At 61.6% G+C, this 13,201-nt stretch carries 12 protein-coding genes; 9 read left to right on the top strand and 3 right to left on the bottom strand.

Features of this window, described 5'->3' with window-relative positions; genetic code table 11:
* The first annotated feature begins 101 nt into the window (after positions 1-101).
* Positions 102-1,043, top strand: a complete 942-nt coding sequence (locus tag SSARUM_RS17325; protein ID WP_033635481.1) for a LysR family transcriptional regulator — start codon at positions 102-104, stop codon at positions 1,041-1,043.
* A gap of 86 nt (positions 1,044-1,129) precedes the next feature.
* Here SSARUM_RS17325 and chiB read toward each other — a convergent pair whose 3' ends face one another.
* Entirely contained in the window at positions 1,130-2,629 is a 1,500-nt protein-coding gene (gene chiB / locus SSARUM_RS17320; protein ID WP_060430426.1) for a chitinase ChiB, read from the bottom strand.
* A 292-nt stretch (positions 2,630-2,921) separates the two neighbouring features.
* On the opposite strand from chiB, the gene SSARUM_RS17315 reads away from it, so the two are divergent.
* The 5 genes from SSARUM_RS17315 (at position 2,922) to maeB (ending at position 6,662) form a co-directional block, all read left to right on the top strand.
* Entirely contained in the window at positions 2,922-3,248 is a 327-nt protein-coding gene (locus SSARUM_RS17315; RefSeq protein ID WP_004936551.1) for a phage holin, lambda family, read from the top strand.
* Between the two features lie 10 nt (positions 3,249-3,258).
* On the top strand, positions 3,259-3,639 hold the full coding sequence (chiX, locus tag SSARUM_RS17310) for an L-Ala D-Glu endopeptidase ChiX (RefSeq protein ID WP_171893667.1): 381 nt from the start codon (positions 3,259-3,261) through the stop codon (positions 3,637-3,639).
* Complete coding sequence (locus SSARUM_RS17305; protein WP_060430423.1) at positions 3,636-4,016, top strand: DUF2570 family protein; 381 nt, start codon at positions 3,636-3,638, stop codon at positions 4,014-4,016. The genes chiX and SSARUM_RS17305 overlap by 4 nt, the downstream gene beginning before the upstream one ends.
* Positions 3,997-4,170 (top strand): Rz1-like lysis system protein LysC, encoded by a 174-nt coding sequence (lysC, locus tag SSARUM_RS17300; RefSeq protein WP_033635476.1) that lies wholly within the window; start codon positions 3,997-3,999, stop codon positions 4,168-4,170. Before SSARUM_RS17305 ends, lysC begins: the two co-directional genes overlap by 20 nt.
* A gap of 212 nt (positions 4,171-4,382) precedes the next feature.
* Positions 4,383-6,662: an NADP-dependent oxaloacetate-decarboxylating malate dehydrogenase gene (maeB, locus tag SSARUM_RS17295; protein WP_033635475.1), complete on the top strand. Its 2,280-nt coding sequence runs from the start codon at positions 4,383-4,385 to the stop codon at positions 6,660-6,662.
* A 56-nt stretch (positions 6,663-6,718) separates the two neighbouring features.
* Here maeB and mmuM read toward each other — a convergent pair whose 3' ends face one another.
* Both mmuM and mmuP read right to left on the bottom strand, forming a co-directional pair.
* Entirely contained in the window at positions 6,719-7,657 is a 939-nt protein-coding gene (mmuM, locus tag SSARUM_RS17290) for a homocysteine S-methyltransferase (protein WP_060430421.1), read from the bottom strand.
* Positions 7,647-9,056: an S-methylmethionine permease gene (gene mmuP, locus SSARUM_RS17285; RefSeq protein WP_033635472.1), complete on the bottom strand. Its 1,410-nt coding sequence runs from the start codon at positions 9,054-9,056 to the stop codon at positions 7,647-7,649. The genes mmuM and mmuP overlap by 11 nt, the downstream gene beginning before the upstream one ends.
* A 177-nt stretch (positions 9,057-9,233) precedes the next feature.
* Here mmuP and SSARUM_RS17280 point away from each other — a divergent pair, with 177 nt between their 5' ends.
* From SSARUM_RS17280 to SSARUM_RS17270, 3 genes are all read left to right on the top strand, one after another.
* Positions 9,234-10,073 carry a ChaN family lipoprotein gene (locus tag SSARUM_RS17280; protein WP_039564821.1) on the top strand — a complete coding sequence of 280 codons (840 nt, stop codon included), beginning with the start codon at positions 9,234-9,236 and terminating at the stop codon, positions 10,071-10,073.
* 102 nt (positions 10,074-10,175) lie between these two features.
* Positions 10,176-10,979 (top strand): TonB family protein, encoded by an 804-nt coding sequence (locus SSARUM_RS17275; RefSeq protein ID WP_033649853.1) that lies wholly within the window; start codon positions 10,176-10,178, stop codon positions 10,977-10,979.
* 54 nt (positions 10,980-11,033) lie between these two features.
* Positions 11,034-13,160, top strand: coding sequence for a S9 family peptidase (locus SSARUM_RS17270; RefSeq protein ID WP_077791428.1), 2,127 nt, complete (start codon positions 11,034-11,036; stop codon positions 13,158-13,160).
* Positions 13,161-13,201: the final 41 nt, after the last annotated feature.

The following is a 13,201-nucleotide window of genomic DNA, read 5'->3' as shown; positions in this document are numbered from 1 at the left end:
TGTTGCCTTGAGTATCCTTGTTCGATTTGATCGATTTTTGTGCGCCACCACCTTGGGAATTTAGTGTCATTTTTCTTGTTTTATTTTAAAGAGGAATTTGTATGACTAGATTATCCCTGGACGCGATTAAAATAATCAGCACCATTAAGAGCACCGGCTCTTTCTCTATGGCGGCGGAGGCGCTGCATAAAACGCCTTCGGCAATCTCTTATCGGGTTTCCAATATTGAAAGCAAACTCTGCGTGAAACTTTTTCATCGCAATGGCCCCATGATTACCCTGACGGATGAAGGGGAATTTCTCCTGCAGGAGGGCAGCTGGATATTAAATGCGGTGCAGGATCTGGAAAGCCGGGTAAGAAACATCCCCAAGCTGGACAATAATATCCGCCTGGCGGTGGACACCTTCTTCCCGTTGGAAACCCTGACACAGGATATCCGCGACTATATTCAGCATTGCCCGAACGCCAATATCTCGGTGCAGCGAGAAGCGCTGAACGGCACCTGGGATGCGCTGAAGAACAACCGGGCGGATCTGATCATCGCCATCGGCCAAATCCCCGACAGCGTACAGGCCAAAACCCTGATGCTTGGCAAGCTCAACTTTGTGCTGTGCGTGTCGCCCTCACATCCGTTCGCGGCGCAGAAAAAGCCGGTGTGCAAGAAGCAGCGCTTGAACGACATCGTGGTTGCGATCGCCGACAGCAGCCATGAACTGCCCAAACGCAATCACGGTACGTTGCCTTTGCAGCGCCAACTGGTGGTGTGCGACGTGGAAAGCAACCTGGCGTTGCTCAAACGCGGCATTGGCCACGCTTTTCTGCCGCCGTCGCTCATCGAAAAGGAACTGGCCAGCGGCGAACTGGTGACGGTGCCGGTGGAGATGCAAAAGGGCGACGAAATGATTTGGCTGGCGTGGCATCCGGCCAGCAAGGGCGCCGGGTTTAACTGGTGGCATGAGCGGCTGACGCGCAAAAGCGATGTTTACAGCCTGATGGGCCGCGAAGTGGTGCGGGATGGCGGCTATCCTTGGTGCCACAACTGAAGGAATAGAGACGAAGGGACGCGAAAATCAAACGGTTAACTCAATGAAAACCCCGCAGCGCTCGGCTACGGGGTTTTTTTTATGGTTTACGCTACGCGGCCCACCTTCAGCCAGGCGCTGTCGGAGCCGGGCGCCGAGGTGATGTAACCCCATTTGGTCTGCCAGACGTAACCCTGATAGGACACCAGCGCGCCCTGCGCGTAAGTGGTGCCTGGCACGTAGGCCGGCGCGGTCATGATCGGCAGGTTGCCGGGGCCGACGCCGGTGTAACGCAGGCCGGTGCCCATATCCAGTTGGCTGTCGTCGTAGTCCGCGGCGTTGAAATAGCGATCCAGCGCGGCCAGCAGATCGCCGTTGCGGTTGTCTTGCCCCAGATGCCAGAACATCACGCCGCCCAGCTGCTGCTGCTTGATGTACTTCGCTTTGTATTTGAAGCTTTCGGCATCGTCATAGGTGACGAACAGCCCGTTCTGCGCATGATACAGGTAAGGGGTTTTGGTCTTGTCGTTCCACAACCGCTGATAGCCGTAGTTACCCTGCAGCATCTGCTCCAGCTGGCGATAGGAGGCGATGCGCGGATCCTTGTCGCGCACGCACTCTTCGCAGCCCACCAGCCAGTAATCGGTACCCGGATACGGATCTTCGCCCGGCGTGCTGTGGCTGCTGTACTGGCCGCCGTTGCTGCCGCTGACGCCCCTGAAGGCGCGGCCGTAGAAGGGGACGCCCATCACGATCTTGGCGCTCGGCACGCCTTCCATCATCAGGTGTTGCTGCACCGCGGCGTCGACCGTCAGGCTGAACGGGCTGGGGAAGGCGCGGGTCAGCTCTTCCCAGCTCCAGCCCAGATTGGCTTCGCGCAGCGCGTTGTAGAAGGTCGGCCCGGCCGCGTCGCCGAACAGCGCCGCCTGGTGGTTGGTGATCTTCTCCCAGGGGCCGGCCAGATCGTAGGTCATCAGGTTGATGTAATCGAGCGGCTCGACGATCTGCGCCAGCTTGCTGTAATAGCGCGACAGGAAGAAGGCGCCGCCGGCGCCGGCGATAGTCAACTGATACGGCAGCGCCTGGCGGCCGTCGGCGACGGTTTGCTGATTCAGCAGGGTGCGGATCTCTTGCAGCGCGGCGATGAAACCGTCCACTTCTGATGCTTGCGGGTACTCCCAGTCGATGTCCACGCCGTCGAAGCCGTAATCCTTCATGATGCGCACGCAGGATTGGGCAAACTTGGTGCGCGAGGCCGGGGTTTTCACCGCGTTGACGTAGTTGGCGTGCGACACGCCCAGATCGTTGGAGTAGTACCAACCGCCGATGGAGAACATGATGCGCAGGCTGGGATTGTGCGCCTTGAGCGCGGTCAGGCGGTTGACCACATCGCGCGCCTTGGCATCGTTGGTGGCCGGATCCCAGGCGCATTCCAGGTTGCTGTTGATATCCAGGAACGAGAAGTTGATGTGCGTCAGCTGTTTGGCTTTGGCCGGCGTGATGTTGGAAACCGGGAACGGCACGACGGACGTATCGGACTCGGTGTAATTATTGATTTGGTTGGTCGGAATAAAATAATACCCAATAACGGCTTTGCGTGTGGACATGGTATTTCTCCAGAGTGGATGTTTTTAAGATGGGACATATTTCCCGCAGCCATTAATGTTTATTTTTCGTGAAAACGAAAGTCGAAATAAATCACGATAACAATGAAATTTTATTCATCGCCGTCAACATTGGCGCTTATGCGTTGTGCCAACGCTCAGCATGAATGAATTCGACCATAGGGCCTGTATTTATTCATTTGCTTTGTAATAGCATCCTTAACTAGATTCTGATTATCCGATGTCCCACCGGCCGTGATTGGCATTTAATTAAAAATAAAAAAGGAGATGAGCTATGTCCAGCATAGAGCCTGACGCTGTTGGCTTAATAGTCCAGCGAGTATGTGAATATCTTCAGCCGGTATTAAACGCCATTTTGGCCGGCGTCATGGCGCTATTGCACGGCGCTTACCGCAACGTGGGCATTCGGCGCCGTTTATTGAATGCGGCGATGTGCGCGTTATTGGCCTGGACGGTGCGCGATGCGCTGGCGCTGATGGGCCTGGAATTAAAGTGGGCGAATTTGGCCAGCGTACTGATTGGCTTTATGGGGGCAGATTACATCAACGCCTTAATTAAAAAGTTCATCGGCAAAAAGACGGGGTTTAAAAATGTTAAATGACATCGAAGAGATTCGTTTTACCGCCCGCAGCGAAGAGAACCTGCGCGGCGTGCACCCGGATCTGGTGCGCGTTATTCGTCTGGCGCTGCGTTATTCGCTGGTGCCGTTTTCCGTCAGCGAGGGGCTGCGCAGCATGGCGCGCCAACGGGAAATGGTGCGCGCCGGCAGCAGCCAAACGCTGCGCAGCCGCCATCTGACCGGCCACGCGGTGGACGTGGTGGCGATGCCGGCGGGTGTGGTCTCCTGGGAGTGGGATTACTACGCGCAGATTGCGGTGGCGGTGCGGCGCGCGGCGCGTGAATGCGGGGTCAACGTCGAATGGGGCGGCGAGTGGAAAACCCTCAAGGATGGCCCGCACTTCCAGCTGGCGTTCCGGGACTATCCGGCATGAGCGGCTGGCTGCAAAAACTGATGCAGGGCGGGTTGCTGCTGCTGTTGCTGGCGGCCATCTGCCTCGGCGGCTACAGCTCGCTGCTGTCGCACCAGTTGGCGTCCGCGCGCCAACAGGCGGCGGAGCTACAGAAAAGCCTGGCGCAGCAGGCCGGGCTGATCGCCACCCTGCAGACCCAGGATGCGCAAAACCGCGCGCTGATGGCGGCGCAGCAGCGGCAGGAACGGCAGCTGCGCCAACAACACGAGGCTTATCAGAGGAAATACCGTGAAGCGATTAAAAACGATCCCTGCGCCGCTCAGCCTCTGCCTAGCGCTGTGCTTGAGCTCCTGCGCCCGGCCGCCGGCGCCGCAGGCCGTGCCGCTGTTGCCCCCTGAATCGGTGTTCGCGCCCTGTGAGCAACCGCAGCTGCAAGGGGAGACCTGGGGCGATGCGGTAAGCTATACCCTGGCGTTACAAACCTCGTTACACATTTGCGCCGGCCAGGTGGAGACGCTCAACGCTTGGCGCGCCACGCTGCCGCCACGCTGACGGCGGCGCTTCTTCGACTCGTCTCGCGATCCTTTTTTTACTTTTAAAACGGTCTTTCGGCCAAGGTTATGGCGCGCTTCAAAGTTTGTGATGTTTCTCTCACTATACTTCAAGGCTGCGCCCTGTCATTGTACTTGGGCGCCACGGCCCACGGCAGGGCGCAGCCTCAAAGCCTTACCTCAACATAAAAGCAAAAAACAAAGGAATCCATAATGGACGAACAGCTCAAACAGAGTGCCCTTGATTTCCATCAGTTTCCTGTCCCAGGGAAGATCCAGGTTTCCCCCACCAAACCGTTGGCGACCCAACGCGATCTGGCGTTGGCCTATTCGCCGGGCGTCGCCGCGCCTTGCCTCGAGATCGCCGAAGATCCGTTGGCAGCCTACAAATACACCGCGCGCGGCAACCTGGTGGCGGTGATTTCCAACGGCACGGCGGTACTGGGTCTGGGCAATATCGGCGCGTTGGCCGGTAAGCCGGTGATGGAAGGCAAGGGCGTTTTGTTCAAGAAGTTTTCCGGTATCGATGTGTTTGATATCGAAGTGGATGAGCATAACCCTGACAAATTGATCGACATTATCGCCGCGCTGGAACCGACCTTCGGCGGCATCAACCTGGAAGACATCAAGGCGCCGGAGTGTTTCTACATCGAACAGAAACTGCGCGAGCGCATGAAGATCCCGGTGTTCCACGACGACCAGCACGGCACGGCGATCATCACCACTGCGGCGGTGCTCAACGGCCTGCGCGTGGTGAAGAAGAATATCTCCGACGTACGCCTGGTGGTGTCCGGCGCCGGCGCGGCCTCCATCGCCTGCCTGAACCTGCTGGTGGCGCTGGGGCTGCGGCAACAGAACATCACCGTTTGCGACTCCAAGGGCGTCATCTATAAAGGCCGCGACGCCAATATGGAGCAGACCAAAGCCGCCTACGCCATCGAGGATAACGGCCAGCGCACGCTGGGCGACGCCATCCCGAACGCCGACATCTTCCTCGGCTGCTCCGGCCCGGGCGTCTTGACGCAGGATATGGTGAAAACCATGGCGCGCGATCCGCTGATCATGGCGCTGGCCAACCCGGAACCGGAAATTCTGCCGCCGCTGGCCAAAGCGGTGCGCCCGGACGCCATCATCTGTACCGGCCGTTCCGATTACCCGAACCAGGTGAACAACGTCCTGTGCTTCCCGTTCATCTTCCGCGGCGCGCTGGACGTGGGCGCGACCACCATCAACGAAGAGATGAAGCTGGCCTGCGTGCACGCCATCGCCGATCTGGCGCTGGCGGAGCAGAGCGACGTGGTGGCTTCCGCCTATGACGATCAGGATCTCTCCTTCGGGCCGGAATACATCATCCCGAAACCGTTCGATCCGCGCCTGATCGTCAAGATCGCGCCGGCGGTAGCCAAGGCGGCGATGGACTCCGGCGTGGCGACGCGCCCGATCGAAGACTTCGACGCTTACGTCGAGAAACTGGCGGAGTTCGTCTACAAAACCAACCTGTTCATGAAGCCTATCTTCTCGCAGGCGCGCAAAGAGGTGAAGCGGGTGGTGCTGGCGGAAGGCGAGGAAGAGCGCGTGCTGCACGCCACGCAGGAACTGGTGTCGCAGGGGCTGGCCTTCCCGATCCTGGTCGGCCGCCCGAGCGTGATCGAGATGCGCCTGAAAAAGCTGGGTCTGCAGCTGACGCCGGGCAAGGATTTCGAAGTGGTAAACAACGAGTCGGATCCGCGCTTTAACGAATACTGGGGCGAGTACTACCAGATCATGAAACGCCGCGGCGTCTCGCAAGAGCAGGCGCGCCGTGCGGTGATCGGCAACCCGACGCTGATCGCCGCCATCATGCTGCACCGCGGCGAAGCGGACGCGATGATCTGCGGCACCATCGGCAGCTACCACGAGCATTACGACGTGGTGAAGAACGTGTTCGGCTTCCGTGAAGGCGCGCACGTCGCCGGCGCGATGAACGCGCTGCTGCTGCCGAGCGGCAACACCTTTATCGCCGACACCTACGTCAACGACGATCCGACCCCGGAACAGCTGGCGGAGATCACCCTGATGGCGGCGGAAACCGTGCGCCGCTTCGGCATCGAGCCGAAGGTGGCGCTGCTGTCTCACTCCAGCTTCGGCTCTTCCGACTGCCCGGCGGCGCGCAAGATGCGCAAAACGCTGGAGCTGGTGAACGAGCTGGCGCCAGAGCTGGAGATCGACGGCGAAATGCACGGCGACGCCGCGCTGGTGGAAAGCATCCGTCACGATCTGATGCCGGACAGCCCGCTGAAAGGCTCGGCCAACCTGCTGATCATGCCGAACATGGAAGCGGCGCGCATCAGCTACAACCTGCTGCGCGTCTCTTGCTCGGAAGGGGTGACCGTCGGGCCGGTGCTGATGGGGGTCGCCAAGCCGGTGCACATCCTGACGCCGATCGCCTCGGTGCGCCGCATCGTCAACATGGTGGCGCTGGCGGTGGTGGAAGCCCAGACCCAGCCGCTGTAAGCCCGGGTTGAGTGACTGGCCCCCTGCGCCGCTGGCGCCGGGGGCTTTTTTTATTTTTATGCCTTGCAGCGCGCAGCGATGGCGCGGATATCCTGCGGGGTGGTGCGGCAACAGCCGCCGATCAATTGTGCGCCGAGCGCGCGCCACTCCGTCGCCTGATCGGCCAGGCTGCTGTGCTCGCCGCCGCAGGCGTGCCAGGTTTTGCTCACCGCATCGTAGTGCTCGCCGGAGTTCGGGTAAACCAGCAGCGGCTTGTCGGCCAGCGCGTTCAGCTGACGCAGCGCCGGGGCGACCTTGTCCAGCGCGATGCAGTTGATGCCGATGGCCAACACCTGCGGGTTGCCGCGCAGCGCGGACAGGACCTCCGTCAGCGGCGTACCGTCGCTGAGGTGTTGGCTGTCGCGCAGGGTGAAGGCGAACCAGGCGCCGAGCATCGGGAATTCCTGCAGCAGCGTCAGCAGCGCCTGCAGTTCGGCGAACGACGGCAGCGTTTCGCAGGCCAGCAGATCGACGCCAGCGGCCGCCAGGGCGGCGATGCGCGGGCGGTGGAAGGCCATCATGTCATCCTGCGCCAGCCGGTAATCGCCGCGGTATTCCGAGCCGTCGGCCAGATAGGCGCCGTACGGGCCTACCGAACCGGCGATCAGCAGCGGCGCCGCCTGCGGGTGTTCGGCCAGATAATCGCGGCGCGCCCGCTGCGCCAGTTGCACGCTTTTGGCGATCAACGCCAGCGATTGCTCCTGATCCAGGCCGCGGCGCAAGAAGCCCTGCGGCGTGGCCTGATAGCTGGCGGTGATGGCGCATTGGGCGCCGGCGTTGAAATAATCGAGATGCACCTGATAGATAAGCTCGGGATTTTCAATCAGCACCTTGGCCGACCACAGCGGATCGGTCAGATCGCAGCCGCGCGCTTCCAACTCAGTGGCCAGCGCGCCGTCCAGGATCAGCGTGGGATGTTCGGCCAGCAGGCGTGCGACGGGGTTGTTAACCGACATGTTGTTCTCCCAAAGCGGTTTTTTGCCCGGCGCGCCGGGTCAGGAAATAGGTGAGGTAGCACAGGGCGACGAACGGCAGCCCACAGTAGAGCGCAATGCGCTGCTCCGGATCGAACGCCAGCCCGATGCAGGCCAGCAGGCACAGCGCAAAGCCGAGGATCGGCGTCAATGGGTAGCCGGGCGCGCGGTATTTCAGGCCGCTTATCGGCTGGCCGCTGCGCAGGTAGGCGCGGCGGAAAGCATAGTGGGCCGCGCAGATGCTCAGCCACACCGCCACCACCGCAAAACCGGAGATCGCCGACAGGGCGACAAACACCGTGTCCGGCGCGATCACGCTGGTCAGCAGCGCCAGCACGCCGCCGAGCATGCTGAAGGTCAGGGCGTTGATCGGAATGCCGCGCGCATTGACGCGCGCAAAGTAGGCCGGCAGGGTGCGCTGGTGGGCTAACGACCACAGCATGCGCCCCGAGGCGTACAGGCCGGAGTTGGCCGCCGACAGGATGGCGGTCAGGATCACGAAGTTGAAGATATCGGCGGCGTAAGGCACGCCGATGCGTTCAAACACCAGCACGAACGGGCTTTTGACGATCCCCGCCTGATCCATCGGGATCAACGCCGCCAGCACGAAGACCGTGCCGATAAAGAACAGCATCAGGCGGATCACCGTAGTGCGGATCGCCAGCGGCACGACTTTTTCCGGGTTCTCGGTTTCGCCGGCGGCGATGCCGATCAGTTCCGTGCCGGAGAAGGCGAAGTTCACCGCCACCATGGTCATCAGGATCGGCAGCGTGCCGTGCGGCAGCCAGCCGGAAGCGGTCAGGTTATGCAGGAACGGCGCCGGGGTACCGTCTTTCATCGGCAGCAGGCCGAACATGGCGGCGCCGCCCAGAATGATAAACGCCAGAATGGTCACCACTTTGATCAGCGAAAACCAGAATTCGCTTTCGGCGAAAAAGCGGGTGGTCACCACGTTAAGCAGGAAAATGGCCACGCAGAAGATCAAACACCACAGCCACACCGGCGACTGCGGGAACCAGTACTGCATGCAGAATCCGGCGGCGGTCAGGCTGGAGCCGAGCGCCACCGTCCAGGTGAGCCAATACAGCCAGGCGACGGTATAGCCGGTGGCCGGCCCCAGATAGCGCGAAGCATAGACGTGAAAGGCGCCGGTTTCCGGCATCGCCACCGACAGCTCGCCCAGGCACAGCATCACCAGATACACCACCAGCGCGCCGATCAGGTAGGCCAGCAGCGTGCCGAGCGCCCCGGTGGTGGAGATGATGTAGCCGGTGTTGAAAAACAGCCCGGTGCCGATCACGCCGCCCAGCGACAGCATCACCAGGTGCCGGGCCTTCATGCTGCGTTTGAACTGCCCTGCGGCGGGTGCCGATGGTTGCATAATAATCTATCCGTATAGACGTCTAAATATCTGAATGGCTATTGGTTATACCCGCAATGCTTTTTCAACGCAATGCGCAGCCGGCGATCGGCGCGTAAAAAAATCGTTAAGCCGGATCTATATGCAAATGATAATTATTATCTATAATGTCGCCATTTTCGATAATGGGGCAACATGATGAGATACCTGATTTTATTGGCGGCGTTGGCGCTCGGCGCCTGCAGCCAAACGCCGGTTAAGACGCCGTCCAGCGACGTCGCGAGTCTGGGGAGCATCACCGATTTGCACAGCGGCGCGAGCCTGACGCCGGAGCAGCTGTTGACGCGACTGGCGCAGCAGCCGCGGGTGATCCTGGGTGAGAAACATGACAATCCTTACCACCATCAGATTGAGCAATGGCTGGTGCAGCAGCTGCCGCTGCGGCGGCCGCAGGGCAGCGTGTTGATGGAGATGATCAACCCGAACCAACAGGCGCAGGTCGACAAGGTCAAGCAGTGGTTGCAGAGCGATCCCACGGTGCGTGACGGCCGCGTAGCGGAGCTGATCGCCTGGCAGCCGGGCTGGAAGTGGGCGCTGTATGGCGGGGTGACGATGGCGGCGATGCGCGCGCCTTACCCGCTGTGGTCGGCCAACCTGGATCGTAGCGAGATTACGGCGTTCTATCAGCAGCCGCAATTCCCGGCGGGGCAGCTATCGGCGCAGCCGGCGGTGCGCAAGGCGCTGGAAGAGACCATCCGCACTTCGCACGGCGGCAAGATTGAGGCCGACCAGTTGCGTGCGATGCTGGCGATCCAGCAGCAACGCGACCGGCGCATGGCTGAGCGCCTGCTGGCGGCGCCCACGCCCGCGCTGTTGATCGCCGGTGGCTATCACGCCGCCAAATCGGTGGGGGTGCCGCTGCACGTGCGGGATCTGCAACCGGCGGCGGCGCTGACGGTGCTGATGCTGGCGGAGCCGGGCGTACAGGTCGATGCGAACACCGCAGACTACCTGTGGATCACACCATCAGTGAAATGAATACGTTAAGAGAGTGAAAAGGGGTGTTAATTATAGTTGCAAATGATTATCATTAGTAAATGTGATCTGCAATCATTCGCAATTAAGCAAGCTAATGCCCCTATGTTAAGTCAGTCTTACTCCCTCCCGGCCTTTGAACTGCCGCAGCCGCGCTGGGCGCGCGGCCTGCTGCTCGCTCTGGCGGCGCACGCGGCGTTGGTGCTGCTGTTTTACTGGCCGCAGACGGCGCTGGAGCCGGTGGTGTTGCCACCGCCGGCGGTGATGATGAGCTGGGCGGCGCAGATTGAAGCGCCGGAAAGCAAGCCGCTGCCGCTGGGCGTGCAGCAGGCGGAATCCGCTGCGGCGCAGCCGGCGGAGCAGCAGCAACAGCCGGATCTGCCCAAGCTGGCGCGCGCCGAGAAAGCGAAAATCGTGACGGCGCAGAAGAAGCGCGCCGAACGCCGCCCCCCGCAAAAAACGCAGCCGCAGCCTAAGCCGCAGGAACAGGCCAAAGAGACGCGCAACGCCGCCGCGTCCAGCGCCGCCGCGCCGCAGGCGCAGACGCTCTCTCACCAGACCGCCGCACCGATCAACAGCGACGCCAACAGCAACGCGCAGGCCAAACTGTCGTGGGAGAGCCTGGTGAAAGGCAAACTGAACCGCATCAAGGATTACCCTTTGGATGCCCGCAGCCGCCGGCGCAGCGGCATGCCGCAGGTCAGTTTCAGCGTCGACGCGCAGGGGCGGGTCTCGAACGTTACGCTGCTGGTGCGCTCCGGCACTGCGTCGCTGGATCGGGAAGCGGTAGCGGTGGTGTCGCGCGCTCAGCCGTTGCCGCCTCCGCCGCCGGAGATGCTGCAGCAGGGGGCCGTCAGGGTGACGATGCCGATCGATTTCAATCTGGCGGAGCTGAATGCCCGCCGTTAATGCCCGCAGGCGCCGTATCGCCGTCGTGCGCCTTTTCAAACTTCGTGAGGGATTATGAATCCGCTGTTATCCACCCCGCGCCGTCGCATCGCGGCCGCGCTCTGGCTTTCTTTAGGCGTCGCCGGCGCCGCGCTGGCGCAACCGCAGCCGCCGTTGGCGGAACGCGCGCCGAAAGCGCTGACCGCCCACGGCGAGACGCGCACCGACGATTACTACTGGCTGCGCGACGACAGCCGAAAAGAGCAGAAGGTGCTGGACTATCTGAAGGCGGAGAACCGCTACACCGAGCAGATGATGGCGCCGTACCAGAAGCTGCGCGCCACGCTGTATCAGGAGATGCTGGGCCGCATGAACCCTGACGATCGTTCGGTGCCGTATCAGCTCAACGGCTATCGCTATCAGGAAAGCTACGCCGCCGGTAAAGATTTCGCGCGGTATCAGCGCCAGGCGCTGACCGCCGACGCGCCGTGGCAAACCTTGCTGGACGCCAATCAGCGCGCGGCCGGCCACGCCTACTATCGCCTGGGGGCGATGGACGTCAGCCAGGACAACCGCCGGCTGGCGGTGGCCGAAGATCTGCAGGGCCGCCGCCAATACCGCATCTCCCTGCGCGAGATAGGCAGCGAACGCTGGTCGCCGGAAACGCTGGAAAACACCTCCGGCAACATGGTGTGGGCCAACGACAACCAAACCCTGTTCTACGTGCGCAACCACCCGCAAACGCTGTTGCCATACCAGGTTTATCGCCATCAGTACGGTACGCCGACGGCGGAAGATAAGCTGGTGTACCAGGAAAACGATCCGGCGTTCTACCTCAGCCTCGGCCGCTCGTCCTCGCGCGATTACCTGATTCTGACCATCAGCGGCAACACCACCTCCGAAGTGCGCCTGATCGACGCCAACCAGCCGCAGCGCGAGCCGCAGCTGTTCGCCGCCCGGCAGAACGGCCGCGAGTATTATCTCGATCACTACCGCGGCGAGTTCTATCTGCGTTCCAACCATCAGGATCCGAACTTTGGCCTGTACCGCACGGCGGCGGCGGGCAAACCCTGGCAGACGCTGATCGCGCCGCAGGCGCAGCACGAGGTGGAGAGCTTCAGCCTGTTCCGCGACTGGCTGGTGGTGCAGGAGCGCGCCAACGGGCTGGTGCAGCTGCGGCAAATCAGCTGGGACGGCAAAACCGAGCGCGCCATCCCGTTCGACGACGCCAGCTACATGGCCTGGCTGGGCTATAACCCCGAGCCGGACAGCGATCGGTTGCGCTACGGCTATTCGGCGATGACCACGCCAACCCGCACCTATGAGTGGGATCTGAACAAGGGCGAGCGCACCCTGCTGAAGCAGCAGGAGGTGAAAGGCGTCGATCCGAGCCTGTATCACAGCGAGCGCATCTGGGTAACGGCGCGCGACGGCGTGAAGGTGCCGGTCTCGCTGGTGTACCGCACATCGCTGTTCAAAAACGGGCATAACCCGCTGCTGGTGTACGGCTACGGTGCTTACGGCATGAGCATGGATCCGGCGTTCAGCGCCAACCGCATCAGCCTGCTGGATCGCGGCTTCGTCTATGCGCTGATCCACGTGCGCGGCGGCGGGGAGCTGGGGCAGAGCTGGTACAAGCAGGGCAAGCTGACGCACAAACCGAACAGCTTCAACGACTTCATCGATGCTACCCAGGCGCTGATCAAAGACGGCTACGGCCAACCGGGGCGCATCTACGCCATGGGCGGCAGCGCCGGCGGCTTGCTGATGGGGGCGGTGATCAATCAGGCGCCGCAGCTGTACAACGCGGTGGTGGCGCAGGTGCCGTTCGTCGACGTGGTGACCACCATGCTGGACGACAGCATTCCGCTCACCACCGGGGAATACGAGGAGTGGGGCAACCCGCACCAGCCGGCCGCCTATGCGCTGATGAAGTCCTACAGCCCGTACGACAACGTGCGCAAGCAGCGTTACCCGAACCTGCTGGTTACCAGCGGCTTGTACGACTCCCAGGTGCAGTATTGGGAGCCGGCCAAATGGGTGGCGAAGCTGCGGCGCTTCAAGCAGGGCGATTCGCTGCTGCTGCTCTCCACCGACATGACCGCCGGCCACGGCGGCAAGTCGGGCCGCCTGGCGCGGCTGGAAAACGGCGCGCTGGAGTACGCCTTTATTTTGGCGGCGGACCGGCAGGCGCAGAAATAACCTTTAGCGCCGCAGCACGCTGCGGCGCAATAAAACAATAA

The organism is Serratia sarumanii, from assembly GCF_029962605.1.
GTDB classification, from domain to species: domain Bacteria; phylum Pseudomonadota; class Gammaproteobacteria; order Enterobacterales; family Enterobacteriaceae; genus Serratia; species Serratia sarumanii.
Note: the sequence above shows the minus strand (reverse complement) of the source record. Positions and strands in the feature narration are given on the sequence as shown.